Source organism: Sphingomonas sp., from assembly GCF_036387595.1.
Classification (GTDB): Bacteria; Pseudomonadota; Alphaproteobacteria; order Sphingomonadales; family Sphingomonadaceae; genus Sphingomonas.
In genome coordinates, this window is sequence record NZ_DASVTL010000084.1 from 52769 (window position 1) to 68790 (window position 16022).

Annotated in this window: 12 protein-coding genes; 3 read left to right on the plus strand and 9 right to left on the minus strand. The window is 69.0% G+C overall.

The features are described from left to right. Positions 1–22 precede the first annotated feature (22 nt). From VF643_RS09045 to VF643_RS09060, 4 genes are read right to left on the minus strand one after another with little or no spacing between them, the layout of a single operon-like run. Entirely contained in the window at positions 23–1975 is a 1953-nt protein-coding gene (locus tag VF643_RS09045; protein WP_331043058.1) for a tetratricopeptide repeat protein, read from the minus strand. Continuing rightward, positions 1968–3317 carry a PEP-CTERM-box response regulator transcription factor gene (gene prsR / locus VF643_RS09050; RefSeq protein WP_331043059.1) on the minus strand — a complete coding sequence of 450 codons (1350 nt, stop codon included), beginning with the start codon at positions 3315–3317 and terminating at the stop codon, positions 1968–1970. Before prsR ends, VF643_RS09045 begins: the two co-directional genes overlap by 8 nt. Continuing rightward, positions 3314–5329 carry an XrtA/PEP-CTERM system histidine kinase PrsK gene (gene prsK, locus VF643_RS09055; RefSeq protein WP_331043060.1) on the minus strand — a complete coding sequence of 672 codons (2016 nt, stop codon included), beginning with the start codon at positions 5327–5329 and terminating at the stop codon, positions 3314–3316. The genes prsR and prsK overlap by 4 nt, the downstream gene beginning before the upstream one ends. 16 nt (positions 5330–5345) lie before the next feature. Further along, on the minus strand, positions 5346–6734 hold the full coding sequence (locus tag VF643_RS09060; protein ID WP_331043061.1) for a TIGR03013 family XrtA/PEP-CTERM system glycosyltransferase: 1389 nt from the start codon (positions 6732–6734) through the stop codon (positions 5346–5348). Positions 6735–6880: 146 nt separating this feature from the next. Here VF643_RS09060 and VF643_RS09065 point away from each other — a divergent pair, with 146 nt between their 5' ends. Further along, a complete protein-coding gene (locus VF643_RS09065; RefSeq protein WP_331043062.1) occupies positions 6881–7942 on the plus strand; it encodes a mannose-1-phosphate guanylyltransferase/mannose-6-phosphate isomerase in 1062 nt (353 codons plus the stop codon). A gap of 26 nt (positions 7943–7968) precedes the next feature. Here VF643_RS09065 and VF643_RS09070 read toward each other — a convergent pair whose 3' ends face one another. From VF643_RS09070 to VF643_RS09085, 4 genes are all read right to left on the minus strand, one after another. Further along, positions 7969–8532: a Uma2 family endonuclease gene (locus tag VF643_RS09070; protein WP_331043063.1), complete on the minus strand. Its 564-nt coding sequence runs from the start codon at positions 8530–8532 to the stop codon at positions 7969–7971. A 203-nt stretch (positions 8533–8735) separates the two neighbouring features. Beyond that, positions 8736–10382 (minus strand): chaperonin GroEL, encoded by a 1647-nt coding sequence (gene groL / locus VF643_RS09075; protein ID WP_331043064.1) that lies wholly within the window; start codon positions 10380–10382, stop codon positions 8736–8738. A gap of 55 nt (positions 10383–10437) precedes the next feature. After that, entirely contained in the window at positions 10438–10725 is a 288-nt protein-coding gene (gene groES, locus VF643_RS09080) for a co-chaperone GroES (RefSeq protein WP_331043065.1), read from the minus strand. 126 nt (positions 10726–10851) lie between these two features. Next, positions 10852–12255: an MATE family efflux transporter gene (locus VF643_RS09085; protein ID WP_331043066.1), complete on the minus strand. Its 1404-nt coding sequence runs from the start codon at positions 12253–12255 to the stop codon at positions 10852–10854. A 263-nt stretch (positions 12256–12518) separates the two neighbouring features. On the opposite strand from VF643_RS09085, the gene sppA reads away from it, so the two are divergent. Continuing rightward, positions 12519–14405 carry a signal peptide peptidase SppA gene (gene sppA / locus VF643_RS09090; RefSeq protein WP_331043067.1) on the plus strand — a complete coding sequence of 629 codons (1887 nt, stop codon included), beginning with the start codon at positions 12519–12521 and terminating at the stop codon, positions 14403–14405. Then, positions 14402–14962, plus strand: coding sequence for an N-acetyltransferase family protein (locus VF643_RS09095; RefSeq protein WP_331043070.1), 561 nt, complete (start codon positions 14402–14404; stop codon positions 14960–14962). Before sppA ends, VF643_RS09095 begins: the two co-directional genes overlap by 4 nt. Before the next feature lie 15 nt (positions 14963–14977). Here the strand turns inward: VF643_RS09095 and VF643_RS09100 are convergent. After that, positions 14978–16022 (minus strand): S1C family serine protease (locus VF643_RS09100; protein WP_331043068.1); only part of this gene is annotated, 1045 nt, incomplete at its 5' end.

Consider the following 16022-nt stretch of genomic DNA (forward strand, 5'->3'; position numbering starts at 1 on the left):
CCGCCTGCTAGCGCGCGGCCGGTCAGCCGCCAAGCAGGCGTGCTTTTTCGGCGAGCTGGCGTGCGCCGTCGTGCCGACCGGCGGCCGTGAGTGCCTGGGCATAGGCGTGCACCGCTTCATGGCTCATCGGCGCCAGCGCATAGGCGTCACGAGCATAGCGCAAAGCCGCGCCGGCATCACCGTTGGCGGCATAGGCCGAGGCGAGTTCGGCGAGCAGGCGGGCATCGCGATTGCCGACGGTGCGGCGCACGCCCTCCAAGGTGGCGATGGCGGCGGCGACGTCACCCGCCGCAAGCTGCCAACGGCCCAGGATGCGCCGGGCGTCGACCGAACGCGGGTTCTGCGCGAGGTAGAGCGAGACCGCCGCCGCGGCCTCGCGCGCCCGAGCGCCGGTGCTTAGCGCGTCGACCAGCCGCAGCATGACCGGCGCATCGAACGCCAGGTCGGCGGCGCGCGCATAGGCGCCTCCGGCATCGTCGCGCAGCCCGCCGGCCATGAAGGCGTCACCTTGGGCGACGCGGGCAGCGGGCGCGCCGGGGCTGGCCTCGACCAAAGCGCGTGCGCGCGCCAGCGCACCCGCCGTATCGCCGGCACCGATCAGTCCGCGGATCAGGCCGATCTGATAGGTCGGGTCGCCGGCCGCGCCGGCAGCGCCGGCCGCCAGCGCACCGACCGCGGTATCCGACGCGAAGGGTGCAGCCTGACCAGCACCACGCGCCGCTCGATCGAGCAGGATCGCCGCCCCCGCGCGGTCGCCCAGCCGCTCCAGCCCGCGCGCACCGAGCCGCAAGGTATAGCCGTCGGCATCGCCGCGCAGCAGCATCGGGCGCAGCGTGTCGATCATCGCGCGCGCATCGCCGGAGCGCAGCAGCGCGAGGCCGAGCAGACGGCGCGCCGCCATGTTCATCGGCTGCATCTCGACCAGCTGGCGCCATTTAGCGACTGCCTGATCGGTATCGCCGCGGCGGTAGTCGAGTACCCCGCCGAGAAGCAGCACGCCGGGCATGTCGTCGATCGCGCCGCCGGTCAGCTGAAGCAACCGACGCGCGAGAGCGGCCCGGCCCGCGCGCGCGGCGAGCACGGCCTGAAGGTATAATGCCTGCGGGCTGCCCGGCCGTGCGGCAAGCGCGCGGCGGGTCGCTGCCAGCATTTCGCGGTTGCGCCCCAGATCGCCGAGCGTCGCAGCCTGTTCGATCAGCGCCGGATAATGATAGGCGTCGCGGCGGAGCGCCGAGGCGAACCAGGGCAATGCCGCTTGTGGGCCATAGCGGGTGCGCACGATCTCACCCGCCAGCGTCCACACCGCCGGGTCTCGCCGGGCAAACGCAAGTGCGCGCGCGCTCGCCTGCGCCGCGCCGCCGACATCGCCGGTGGTCAGGCGCAGCCGGCCCAGATCGGTCCACGCAGCGCCGTCCTGCGGTGCGGCCGCGACCAGCTCCTCCAGCGCGGTCCTCGCGGCGCCGGCTTTGCCGAGGGCGGCGAGCCCGCGGGCGCGCATGCGCAGAGCGTAGGTGTTGCGCGTGTCCGCGCGCCTCGCCTGGATCAGCGCGCCCTGCGCATCGCCCTGGAGCAGGCGCGCATGCGCCCGCAGCGCAGGAAGCGCCGGTTCGCCGGCGGTGCGGGCGCGATCGAGTTCGGCCTCGGCCGCCAATCCATCGTCGAGCATCAGATAGGCGCGTGCCAGCACGATATGCGCCGCGCTTCCCTTCGCGCCCGCTGCGACCGCGGCGCCCGCATTGCTGCGCGCCGCATTGTAATTGCCCGCCGCCAGCGTCGCGGTCGCTTCGGCGAGCAGCTGCTGCGCGTTCGGCCGCACGATCCGCCGGGTGACCAGGACGCCGGCCGCCAGTAACGCGATGCACAGGACCGCCAGCGCCAGCAGGCGCGGACGCACCGAAAGGTGCAGTCGCCGCCGGCTGCGGCGACGATGAAGCAGCGGATACACGCGAGGGCGCTGGATGGAACGGCTAGCCATGCAGATCGTAGCTCTTGAGCAGGTCGTACAGCGTGGGGCGGCTGACGCCCAGGAGCCGCGAGGCGCCGGAGATGTTGCCGTCCGCTCGGGCCAGCGCGCGGCCGATCGCGCGACGGTCGGCGGCCTCCCGCACCGCGCGCAGATTGACGGCGAGGCCGTCGTCCACGCCATCTTCCATATCCAGATCGGCGGCGGTGACGTGGCGTCCCTCGGCCATGATGACCGCGCGCTTGATCCGGCTTTCCAGCTCGCGGACGTTGCCTGGCCAGCGATATGCGTCGATCGCCGCCCGCGCGTCCGCCGCTAGGCCGACGATGGTGGGGTTGAGCGCCTTGGCGTGCCGCATGACGAAGGCGCGGGCGAGCAGGCCGGCGTCGCCGGTGCGCTCGGCGAGCGCAGGGATGCGCACGACGATCTCGGCAAGGCGATAATAGAGGTCGTCGCGAAAGCTGCCGCCGGCAACCATCGCATCGACATCGCGGTGTGTGGCGCAGACGATGCGCGTGTCGACCGGGATCGCTCGCCGCCCACCGACGCGCTCGATCACTCGCTCCTGCAGAAAACGCAGCAGCTTGACCTGGAGCGCAAGCGGCACGTCGCCGATCTCGTCCAGAAACAGGGTGCCGCCTTGCGCCTGCTCGATCTTGCCCTCGGTCGTCTTGAACGCGCCGGTGAAGGCACCCTTCTCATGCCCGAACAATTCGCTTTCGAGCAGGGTCTCGGGGATGGCCGCGCAGTTGATCGCGACGAAGGTGCCCTTGCGACGCGGCGATGCCTCATGCAGCCCGCGCGCCAGCAATTCCTTGCCGGTGCCGCTGGCGCCGAGCAGCATGACCGACACGTCGGCCGGGGCGACGCGCTCCAGCGTGCGGATCGCCTTGGCCATTTCCGGCGAGGCGTAGATCATGCCGCCGAACCCCCCTGCGCCGTCGCGCGCGACGAGGCGGCGGTTCTCCGCCTCCAGAGCATGGACGTGGAACGCGCGCGCGACGATCAGGCCAAGTGCGTCGATGTCGATCGGTTTGGCGTAGAAGTCCCACGCGCCCTCCCTGACCGCGCGCAGCGCGCTCTCGCGGGCGGCGTGGCCTGACGCGACGATCACCTTGGTATGCGGCGCATGGCGAAGGATCTCGGCGAGCGTGGCGAAGCCTTCGGCGGTGCCGTCCGGGTCGGGGGGAAGCCCCAGGTCGAGGGTGACGACCGCGGGTTCGTGGAGCCGCACCGCGTCGATCGCCGCCGCGCGATCACCCGCGATGACGACCTCATAGCCTTCATACGCCCAGCGCAGCTGGCGCTGGAGGCCGGCGTCGTCCTCGACGACGAGCAGCACGGGCCTGGTCATGCCGCATTCTCCATCGCCGGAACCGCGGCCAGCAGGATGCGAAAGCACGTCCCCTCGCCCTCGCGCGTCGTGACGCTCACCGTGCCGTCCATCGCGGCGATCAGCTGACGCGCCTCGAACGCGCCGATGCCGAAGCCGGTCGGCTTGGTCGAGGAGAACGGGCGGAACAATTCGTCGCGGACGAAGGCAGCGGTCATCCCAGCGCCTTCGTCCGCGATCGTGATCGCGACCCGGTTCCCTTCCTGCGAGACGGACAGGTGGACGGGGACGCCCGCGGGGCTTGCCTCGATCGCATTCTGGATCAGATGGCCGATCGCCTGTTCGATCCGCGCAGGATGCGCGATCGCCAGGGCCGGTTCGCCATCGACGATCACCGGATGCTGCGCGCGGCGGGCGTGCGCGAGATCGCGCACGAGCCGGGTGACGTCCACCGGCGCCAGCGTCGCGGGGCGCGCATTCTCCTGCGGCGCCAAGCGAGCCAGCAACATGGCCATGCGCTCGGAAGAATCCTTCAACGTCGCGACCATGTCCGCGCGGAAATCCGGGTTGGCAGCGTGGCGCTCGGCATTGCGCGCGACCAGCGCCAGCTGGCTGGCGACGTTCTTGATGTCGTGGATCAGGAACGCGAAGCGGCGGCTGAATTCATCGAAGCGTTGCGCCTCGGCGAGCGCGGCATGCGCGCGATCCTCGGCCAAATGGCTGGCCGCCTGGGTGCCGGCGAGCCGCAGGAGGTCCAGGTCTTCCCAGTCCAGCGCGCGATCCACCGGCGGGCGGGCGAGCACCACCGCGCCGGCCAAGCGTCCGCCGTGCGCGAGCGGCACGACCGCCCAGGCGTCCGCGCGCGCGGCCAGCCACGCCGGGATCGCCGCGGTCTCGTCCGCCTCCGCCGTGCCGGCGCGAACCGCGTCCAGTTCGACAATGCGCTGGGTACGCGCGAGGTGACTCGCCAGCGCAACCGAATCGGCCTGCTGCCCGATCCCCTCCCAGTTCCACGCCACTCCACCATCGAGCCGCGCGCCATCGGCGACCAGCAACAGCCCGGCAGGCGAATCGGTCAGGTCGGCGATCGCCTTGACGACGCGGGTGGCCAGCGGCCCTGCGTCGGGGTGACCCAGGGTGTCGGTGAACCGACGCCATTCCACGCGATAGTCGTAGCGATGACTAAACAGATGCTTGGCGATCTTTACCTTCGCCCAGGCGCGCAGCCACGGGGTGGACAGCAGGGTCAGCAGTGCGGCAGTCGCGCCGATCACGATCGCGGTCTGGACGAGGCGCGCGTGATCGCCGCCCACCGCCGCGGCGACGCTCGTCAGCAGCGCGATGATGCCGGTGTAGGCGGCCAATGCAGCCGCGGACAGCGAGCGGACCGCGACGGTGCGCGACATCACGACGTGACGGTCGTCGCGGCGCTGCCCGGCCAGAAGGATCAGCGCCGCCATCGCCAATGCGGCAAGCCCGCGCATCTGCGCCAGCGTCTCGATCGACGCCACGCCTGCATATTGCGCGCCGAACGCCAGCAGATCGGCCGCCCACATCATCGCCAGCGCAAGGGTCACGATGCGCGCGCGGCCCCGCCCGCCGGCGAGACAGGCCGCATGGGCATGGTTGACGAGCACCAGCCCACCCGCCGCCGCAAGCATCCGGAACAGCACGCCGGCAGAAGCCAGCGCGTGCGCAGCCGGCAAGGGCACTGGCATGGTTTCGACCACCCCCAGCACCGCCGCGACGATCGCGATCGCCACCACCGCGGCATAGACCGCGCCCAATCCCGCCCCCAGCCCGGCGCGCGGACGCACGAAGAGCATCATCGCCGCAAGCCACGCGACATCGCGTGCCGCCTCAACGATCGCGATGCTCACGTTGCCGGGCCCGATGCCGGCCACCGTCAGCGTAGACAAAGCGGTGATCGCGAGCGCCACCGCGAACCCGCGCCGCCCCGCCATCCGCATCTGGGACAGCGCCAGGGCGCCGAACAGCAGGGCGGCGAGCGCGTGGCTCCAGAGAATCAGCATGGCGGCCGAGCGTCCCTCACCGTGCCCCCACCGGCCACAACACGACGCGCAACGTCTGCAGCAGGATCAGCAGATCGAGGAAGGGCGAGTAGTTCTTGGCATAATAAAGGTCGTATTCCAGCTTGTGCCGCGCGTCCTCGATCGACGCGCCATAGGGATAGTTGATCTGCGCCCAGCCCGTGATACCCGGCTTCACCATGTGGCGCTCGGCGTAATAGGGCAGTTCCTGTTCGAGATGGTCGACGAATTGCGGACGTTCGGGACGCGGGCCGACAAAGCTCATCTCCCCTTTCAGCACCGTCCAGCATTGCGGCAATTCGTCGATCCGTATCTTGCGGATTATGCGACCGATGCGGGTGGTGCGGGGATCGTCCTGCGCTGCCCAGACCGCCTTGCCCGCGATTTCGGCATCGACGCGCATCGAGCGTAGCTTGAGGATGTCGAACACCTGGTTGTTCAGGCCGACGCGGCGCTGGCGATAGAGGATCGGCCCCCCCGATTCGAGCTTGATCGCCACTGCGGTCGCCAACAGCAGAGGAAGCATCAGGATCAGCAGCAGCAGGCTGGCGACGATGTCGAACGCCCGCTTGGCGCTGCTCGACACCAGCCGCCCGGCCGCAAAGCCGTCGGAAAAGATGAGCCACGACGGGCTGGCACTGTTGAGGTCGATCCGTCCGGTTTCGCGTTCGAGAAAGGTGGAGAGTTCCAGGACGCGCACGCCGGTCGTGCGCACCCGCAGCAGATCGTTCAGCGGCAACGAATTGCGCCGGTCCTCCAGCGCCAGCACCACTTCGCTGGCACCCAGATCGACGATGTGGCGCGCCAGATTGGGGATCGAGTCGCGCGGCACCGCGGCCGGGATCTTGGGACTTGCCTCGCCCATCGCGACGAAGCCGGCGACGACGAAGTTGATCCCCGGCTGCTCGGCCAGCGCACCGATATTCGCGGCCCGCGCCCCCGCGCCGAGCAGGACCACGCGCCGCTTGAACCGTTCGCCACCCAGCGTGCGGCCGAGCAGCGCGCGCACCGCGACCAGGAGCACCGACGCGGCCACCATCGCATAGAGCAGGTTCGATCGCCACAAGGCGAGCGGGGGAATCGCGAAGTAGAGCAGCGAGAGGAAGATGATGCCGAGCGCGATCGCCACCGCCAGTCGCGCAGCGGCGAATCGCAGGGACAGGAACGAGGCCGCGCCGTAAGCGCCGACCGCTACCAGCGCGATCTGGAGCGCGGCGGCGAAGCTGAGCAGCTGTGGCCAGCGCGACGCCGCGCTCCCCGCGACGATGCCGATCTGGTGCGCGCGGACAACCCAGCCGATTTCGGCCGAGATCAGCAGCAGCAGCATGTCCACGACGCCGAGCAGCAGGACGGCGTGCGGCACATAGTGCTTGAACAGGCGAACCATCCGCGACCCTCGCATCCCGGCCTGTAAGAAAAGCCGACGCTTGGCTCATGCCCGCAAATGGCAAAGAATCCCTGAAGGGCGCTCATTCCTGGCTTCGCTTGGCGCAATCCTTGCGCGCGCCTATGGCGTAGAAAATTGGAGGATGCATGACGGCCAACACGATCATTCCCGTAATATTGTCCGGAGGATCGGGCACCCGGTTGTGGCCGATGTCACGCCCCGAAATGCCCAAGCAGATGCTCGCGCTCCATGCGGAGGAGACGATGCTACAGCTGACCGCGCTGCGCGTCGGCGGCCAAGCCTACGCCGCCCCGATCGTAGTGGCGAATGCCGCGCATGCCGACATGATCGACGCACAGCTCTCCGCGGTCGGCATGGCGCCGCAATCGGTGATCCTGGAACCGGCAGGGCGCAACACCGCGCCCGCGATCGCGCTCGCGGCGCTGGCGGCGGGCGGGGGCGAAGAGGCGCTGCTGGTAATGCCGTCGGACCATGTCATCGGCGATGTAGAGGCCTTCCACGCCGCGATCCGCGCCGCGCTGCCGATGGTGTCCGAAGGGTGGCTGGCGACGTTCGGGATCGCGCCCGATTCGCCTGAGACCGGCTATGGCTGGATAAAGGTCGGCCAGGAGCTGGCGCCCGGCGTCAATCGCGTCGCGCGTTTCGTCGAGAAGCCGCCGCTGGACCGGGCGCAGGCGATGCTCGCCGATGGCGACCACGTGTGGAACGGCGGCATCTTTCTCTTTCGCGCCGACGTGTTCCTGGGCGCGCTCGCCGCCCATGCGCCGGACGTGCTCGTCGCGGCGCAGGAGTCGATGGCTGCCGCCCGGCGCGAGGGAGTACGCATCTTCCCCGATCCCGCCGCCTTTGCCGCCAGCCCGTCCGAGTCGATCGACTATGCGGTGATGGAGCGTGCCGACCGCGTCGCGGTGGTGCCCGTGTCGATGGGCTGGAGCGATCTCGGCAGCTGGGATGCGCTGCACGCGATCAGCGCGCGCGACGACGCCGGCAATGCACACGGCACCACCGGCGACGGCAATGTGATCGCGATCGACACCCGCGACTGCCTGGTGCGCAGCGACGGGGTGCGCGTGGCGATGGTGGGCGTGTCCGACCTGATCGTGGTGGCGAGCGGCAACGACGTCCTGATCCTGCCGCGCGGACGCAGCCAGGAGGTCAAAGTCCTGCTCGAGGCGATGAAGAAATAGGCGCAGGAAGAAATAAGGCGCGGGGGTCAGTCGCGCGCGAACATCTCGGTGTGGGGGATGTCGATCCCGAGCGACGGCAGCGCCACGTCATGCGGCTGCGCGAAGAGATCGTCGCGCCATGCGGTAGGACCGAGGCGCTGGATGACGCGGCTGACCTCGTTCTGCGGGTCGACGAAGACGATCGTCTGGATCGAAGGCAGGTCGCGGTACTCGACGAGCTTTGCACCTTCGTCGACGCGCACGGTCGATGCGGACAGCACCTCGATCACCACGACGGGATCGGTGAACACCAGCTGCTGCTCGCGCTCGGGCGTTGCCGGGTTGCCGCAATAGATGCTGACGTCGGGGTAGCGGACATTGGTCTCGGTCACCTGCACGCCCATGTCCGAATTGTACGGCCGGCAACCGGTGCCACGGAGTTTGTTGGCAAGAAACACAAGGATATTCGTTGCGACCCGCGCGTGCGCCGGGGTGCCTCCCGTCATCATCCGGATCACGCCATCGACCAACTCGAACTTGCGGTCGCTCGGGAAGTCGATCGCCAGGAACTCGGCGACGGTGATCGGCTGGTAGAGCGGGTCTTTGCGCATGCGGCATCATAGCATCGTAGGGCACGCAGACAAAGGGCCGGAGCATTGCTGCTCCGACCCTTTATTGCTTCAGGTCGGTCGTTCGGCGTGGCGAGCCTCGGCGGAGCCGAGCCTTCCCGTCGGACGGAACCGGCGATTTTGTCGCCGGCCCGCCGGCCGTTCCGATTTGGTCTTCGGGGCAGCATCGCTGCCCCGGTGCCAAATCAGAAGTCCATGCCGCCCATGCCGCCCATGCCGCCGCCGCCGCCCATGGGCATCGCCGGCTTGTCTTCGGCCAGCTCGCTCACCGCCGCTTCGGTGGTGATGAGCAGGCCGGCAACCGAAGCTGCGTCCTGGAGCGCGGTGCGCACGACCTTGGTCGGGTCGATCACGCCGGCTTCGACCAGGTTCTCATAGACGTCGGTCTGCGCGTTGAAGCCCAGGTTCGCGTCGTTGCCGTCGAGCAGCTTGCCCGAGATCACCGCACCGTCATGCCCCGCATTCTGCGCGATCTGGCGGACCGGCGCGTAGAGCGCCTTGCGGATGATGTCGATGCCGCGGGTCTGGTCGTCGTTCGCGCCCTTCATGCCTTCCAGGCACTTGGTTGCGTAGAGCAGGGCGGTGCCGCCACCGGGGACGATGCCTTCTTCGACGGCTGCGCGGGTTGCGTGCAGCGCGTCGTCGACGCGGTCCTTGCGCTCCTTGACTTCCACTTCGGTCGAACCACCAACCTTGATGACCGCAACGCCGCCAGCGAGCTTGGCGAGACGCTCCTGGAGCTTCTCACGGTCGTAATCGCTGGTGGTGTTCTCGATCTGCTGGCGGATCGCCTCGGTACGGCCCTTGATCGACTCCGCATCACCGGCGCCATCGACGATGGTGGTGTTGTCCTTGTCGATCGTGACGCGCTTGGCGGTGCCGAGCATCGCCAGCGTGACGGTCTCCAGCTTGATGCCCAGATCTTCCGAGATCATCTCGCCCTTGGTCAGGATCGCGATGTCCTCAAGCATCGCCTTGCGGCGATCGCCGAAGCCAGGCGCCTTGACCGCTGCGACCTTCAGGCCGCCGCGCAGCTTGTTGACCACCAGCGTGGCGAGCGCCTCGCCCTCGATGTCCTCGGCGATGATGAGCAGCGGACGACCCGACTGGACGACGGCTTCCAGGATCGGGAGCATCGCCTGCAGGTTGCTGAGCTTCTTCTCGTGGATTAGGATGTACGGATCGTTCAGTTCGACCGACATCTTCTCGGGGTTGGTGATGAAGTAGGGCGAGAGGTAGCCGCGATCGAACTGCATGCCCTCGACGACGTCCAGCTCGAATTCGAGACCCTTGGCTTCCTCGACGGTGATGACGCCTTCCTTGCCGACCTTTTCCATCGCTTCGGCGATCTTCTCGCCGACCACGGTATCGCCATTGGCCGAGATGATGCCGACCTGGGCGATCTCACGCGTGCCGGCGACTGGCTTGGAGCGCGACTTGATGTCCTCGACGACCTTGATGACCGCGAGGTCGATGCCGCGCTTGAGGTCCATCGGGTTCATGCCGGCCGCGACCGACTTCATGCCCTCACGAACGATCGCCTGCGCCAATACGGTGGCAGTCGTCGTGCCGTCGCCGGCGACGTCGTTGGTCTTCGAGGCCACTTCGCGCAGCATCTGCGCACCCATGTTCTCGAACTTGTCCTTGAGCTCGATCTCCTTGGCGACGGTCACGCCGTCCTTGGTGATGCGCGGTGCGCCGAACGACTTGTCGATGACGACGTTGCGGCCCTTGGGGCCGAGCGTCACCTTGACGGCGTCTGCGAGGATATCGACGCCGCGCAGAATGCGCTCGCGCGCGTCGCGGCTGAATTTCACGTCCTTGGCTGCCATGTGGCTACCCTTTCAGAAAATTGGTGAGGTTGAGGAAGTTGCGGTCCGGACGGTCTCAGCCAACGATGCCGAGAATGTCCGACTCCTTCATGATGAGCAGCTCTTCGCCGTCGACCTTGACCTCGGTGCCCGACCATTTGCCGAACAGGATCTTGTCGCCGGCCTTCACCTCAAGCGGGTGGACCTCGCCGCTTTCCGAGCGGGCGCCGGTGCCGGCGGCGACGACCTCGCCCTCCTGGGGCTTTTCCTTGGCGGTGTCGGGGATGATGATCCCGCCCGCGGTCTTTTCTTCAGCTTCGACGCGGCGAACGAGAACGCGGTCGTGCAACGGACGAAAGTTCATTGCTGATGCCCTTTTCAGGTTATGTGACAGGTTTCTGGCACTCAGTCGAGCCGAGTGCCAACACCCGCCATATGCGTCGCAGCACCGGCCCCGTCAATGGCCGCACCACACGAGCTGAACGAAAATTCAGTTCGGCCGAGGCAACAGCCCAAGCGCCCCGCGTCCACGCCAGCGCCACAACAGCAGCACGGTGACCGCCGCCAGCCCCGTCGCCAGACCGATCCACACCCCCAACCCCGCCAGGTCGAAGCGGAACGCCAGCAGCACCGCAGTGCCGAACCCGACGACCCAATAGCCAAAGAGCGAGACGAGCATCGGCACGCGCGTGTCCTGCAACCCGCGCAGCAGTCCGGCCGCCACCGCCTGTGCGCCGTCGACCAGCTGAAACGCCGCGGCCACCGCGAGATAGTCGATCGCCAGCATGACGACCCGCGCGTTGGCGGGTGCGTCCACGTCGATATAGGCGCCGACGAACACCCGCGGCATCAGCCACATCAGCGACGCGGTGAATGCCATCGCACCTATACCGACGCCCAGCGCCGCGACCCCCGCTCGCCCGATCCATGCCGCATCGCGCGCACCATAACCCAGCCCGACGCGGATCGTCGCCGCCTGTGCCACGCCATATGGTATCTGGAATGCGACCGAGGCGATGTTGAGCGCGACCGCATGCGCGGCCACCGCCTCCACCCCGATCAGCCCCATCAGCAGGCTCGCGCCGCCGAACAGCCCGGCCTCGAACGTCACCGACAAGGCGATCGGCGCACCCAGGATCGCGATGGCGCGCAGCCGCGGCCATTCGGGGCGCCACCAGCGGCCGAACAGGCGATAGCGGCGCAGTTTCGGATCGAACGCGAGGATCGCGGCATAAGCCAGCGCCATCGCGGTCATCGTCACGACGCTGGCGAGCGCCGAACCCTCCAGCCCGAGCGCGGGAAAGCCGCCGTGGCCGAAGACGAACAGCCAGTTGGTCAGGAGCGCCAGCGCCAGCGCCAGCACCGTGACCGCCATCGCCCATCCCGACCGGCCGAGCGCGGCGGCTGTCCCGCGCATCGCCGCGGCAAGCACGCCGGGGAGGAGCGCATAGAGCAGGATGTCGAGAAAGGCGCCCGCGCGCGCCGCGACCCGCGCGTCCTGCCCGGCCAGGCGCAGCACGTCCTCGCCATATGCGAGCAGCACGACGAACGGCACCGCAGCGGCCACCGCCAGCCACATCGCCATGCGAAAGGTTCGTCGCACCTCGCGCACTGCATGTTTGCGGGCGCCCAGTTCGGACGCGATGATCGGCGCCGACGCGGCGACCATGCTCGCCAGCGCCCACATGATGAGGCTGAAGAGGAACACGCCAAGCGTCGCGGCGGCGAATTCGGTCGTGCCGAGCTGGGCGACGAAGATCACGTCAACCGCATAGACCGTCATCTGGAGCAGGTTCGCCGCGACGAGCGGACTCGCGAGGCGAAGCAGCGCCCGCAGTTCGTCGCGCAGCGTCGCGGGCGGCGGGCCGGTGATCGGGAGTTGGGTCGGGAGCACGGACAGGCTTTAGGGGATGGTCAATCGCGCCGATAGAGTTCGTCGCCGTTCCTCCCCGGCACGGGGAGGGGGGCCAGCCGCAGGTGGAGGGGGAGTTCTACGGGCTGTCCTGCTTGGGGCTGCCCCTCCACCACCGCTTCGCGGCGGTCCCCCTCCCCGTGCCGGGGAGGAACATGGTAATCTGCAAATCTGTATTGCTCGACCATGACACTTCCCGCTATCACCGGGGAACGTCCCGCCCACGCGGGCACGAGGAGACTTTCGTGAAGCTGGTACGCGGTGCATGGAAGCTGCTGGTCGCGATCAAGGACGGACTCGTCCTGGTGGCGATGCTGCTGTTCTTCGGCTTGCTCTTTGCGGCACTCGCCGCGCGGCCGGGCAAGACCGCGATCGGCGACGGCGCGCTGGTGCTCGATCTCAAGGGCTCGATCGTGGAGCAGCCCGAGGTGCAGGCGCCCTACGAAGCACTGTCGGGGCAGGAAAGCCCGAAGCAATATCGCCTGCGCGACATCGTCCGCGCGATCGACACGGCGCGCACCGACGACCGGGTGAAGGTTCTGGTGCTCGATCTCGACGGCTTCGGCGGCGGCTATCCCGCGGTGATCCAGGAAGTGGCGGATGCGGTGGCGCGCTTTCGCGCCACGAAGAAGCCGGTACTTGCCTATGCCACCGGCTATACGGACAGCGACTACCGGCTGGCCGCGAACGCCAGCGAGATCTGGGTCAACCCGATGGGGGGCAGCCTGTTCACCGGTCCGGGCGGCAACCAGCTCTATTACAAGGGGCTGATCGACCGGCTCGGCGTCACCACCCACGTCTATAAGGTCGGGCGCTACAAATCGTTCGTCGAACCCTATACCCGCAGCGACCAGAGCCCCGAAGCGCGGGAAGCGAGCACCGCGCTCTACGGATCGCTCTTCCAGCAATGGCGCGACAGCATCGCCAAGGCGCGGCCGAAGGCACAGGTGGCGCAGTTCCTGAGCCAGCCGGACCGGATGATCCTGGCCACGAACGGCGATGTCGCGCGCGCCAATCTGAACGCCGGGATCGTCGACAGGCTGGGCGACCGCACAGCCTTCGGGCGGCGGGTCGCGCAGATTGCCGGGTTCGACGAGAAGAAGCCGGCGGGTAATTTCAGGACGATCAGCCTGACCAAATGGATCGACGCGCACCCGCTGCCCAAAAAGGGTGGCGCGATCGGCGTGGTGACGGTGGCGGGCGAGATCGTCGATGGCGAAGCGGGGCCGGGCACCGCGGCGGGCGACACGATCGCCAAGGCGGTGCTGAAAGGCCTGGCCAAGGGCGATCTGAAGGCGCTGGTCGTGCGCGTCGATTCGCCCGGCGGATCGGCGCTGGCGTCCGAGCGCATCCGGCTGGCGGTGCTGGAGGCCAAGCGCAAGGGCCTGCCCATCATCGTGTCGATGGGCGGACTGGCCGCATCCGGCGGCTATTGGGTTTCCACCGCGGGCGACACGATCTTTGCCGAGCCGGGTACGATCACCGGGTCGATCGGCATCTTCGGGATCATCCCGACGTTCGAGAAGACGCTCGCCAAGATCGGCATCACCGCCGACGGGGTGAAGACGACCGCGCTGTCGGGCCAGCCCGATCTGTACGCGGGAACCAACCCGACGGTGGACGCGATCCTGCAGGCGGCGATCGAGAACGGTTATCGCCAGTTCGTCGGGCGGGTGGCCACCGCGCGCAAGATGACGCCGGCACGGGTCGATGCAATCGGACAGGGCCGCGTGTGGGACGGCGGCACCGCACGTCAACTGGGCCTCGTCGACCGGTTCGGCACGTTGGACGACGCCATCGCCGAGGCGGCGCGGCGCGCGAAGCTCGATCCGCAGGACGTCCATGCGGTGTATCTGGAAAAAGAACCCGGCTGGGCGGCCAAGCTGGCGCAGAGCCTGAACCGCGAGGACGAGGATGAGGCCGGCGCCCCGGCGGGCGACGTGTTCGCGCGGGTCGCGGCCGATCGGCGCGCGGTTCTGTCGCAGGCGATCGGCGACGTTCGGCGGCTGGCGGCAGGCGGATCGATCCAGGCGCGCTGCCTGGAATGCGGTGGACTCGGCCCGAGCCAGAGCGGGGCTGCGGACGCGCGGCTGCTGGACCTGGTGCTGGCGAAGCTGGGGTTCGCCCGCTGATCGCGCTGCGCCCTGCTCGCCCCGAGGATGCGGCGGCAATCGCCGCGATCTACGCGCCGCATGTCCTGGCCGGCGTGGTGTCGTTCGAGACGGAAGCCCCCGACGTGCGCCAGATGCGCGCGCGGATGGCGAGTTCGGACGGCCTCTACCCGTGGATCGTCGCGACCAGCGGCGAAGACGCCGGCGGCGTACTCGGCTATGCGTATGCGACGCGGTTCCGCGAGCGCGAGGCGTATCGCTGGGTGGTGGAGACGACGGTCTATGTCGCCGACGTGTCGCAGCGCGCGGGTGCCGGGAGGCTGCTGTACGAGGCGCTGATCGACACGCTGCGCGCGCAGGGGTTCACCCAGGCGGTGGGCGTGATCGCGCTGCCCAACGACGGCTCGATCCGGCTGCACGAGGCGGTAGGCTTCCGCCGCGCGGGCGTTATGCGCGAAGTGGGCTACAAGCACGGCCGGTGGATCGACGTCGGCTATTGGCAGTGCGAACTCGCCGAACCGGGCACCCCACCAGCCGAACCGCGGCGCTTTGCCGACGTGGGGGTCGTGCGGGGATAGCGCCCCCTGCCTACGTCACCCACCCCCCGCACACGCATAGACCAGCTTCTCGTTGGGCAGTGGTGGCAGGACGCTGCGGATCGCGGATTGGCGGTCGGCGATCTTTACGGCCGCCGCATCGCCGCCTTCGCAGGTGCGGGGCATGTCGCCGCGGGCGGCCCTCGCCGCGGTCATCGCGGTGGCGGACATGAGGTAGCGGGTGTCGGTGTAGGTGCGCGTGGCCGGATCGAAGGTCAGCGCCGACACGGTCTGTTCGCCATCGGGCACCAGGATGCGTTCCCACCGCCCCTGCCCTTCGACGTAGCGGGTGCGCCCGTTCATGCAGCCGTCCGGCCCCCAGTCGAGCGCCACGTCCTCGCTGGACGACACCGTGATGCGGCTGCGTTCGGGAACCAGGCGGCAGACCAGCTTGCCCAGCGCGCGGTCGGGAACGCGGGTGGCCTGGCTCGCGAGCGCCTGGACGCGAACCTCTGCCGAGGGGCGAAAGACGAACACCAGCACGGCGGCGACCACGCCCGCGACCCCGCCGGCCGCGGCCCAGATCGCCGGCGTGCGGCGGCCCTGCGACGCGAGCAGCCCCGCCCCGCCGATCGCCAGCGCGCCCGCGACCAGCAGCAGCACGGCGAGCGCCATCACATTCTCGCGCGCGCGGGTCGCACGGGCGCGGGCGGTGGCCAGTGCCGCCTCCTGCGCGATGCGCGCATCCGCCTGAGCCTCGCGGCGGGTGGTCGCGGCCTGGGTAGCGGCCTGCGTATCGGCGGCCATGTCGGCGCGCAGCCGCTCCTCGATCGAGGTGCACGGCGTGCCGACTGCGGCATAACGCTGCTCCGCCGCGGCCAGGAAGCGCGCCAGCCGGCTGTCGGCGATCGCGAAGCCGAACGCCGCGTCGCCGTCCTCGCCGCGGGTGATCGCGGAATTGACACCGATCACCCGGCCGCAGCGATCGAGCAGTGGCCCGCCCGAATTGCCGCGCGCGATATTGGCGGTGTGGAGCAGCACCTCGACCCCGGTCAGGCTGCGGCGGCCGGAGAACACGCCTTCGGATCGTACCGGCGAGGTC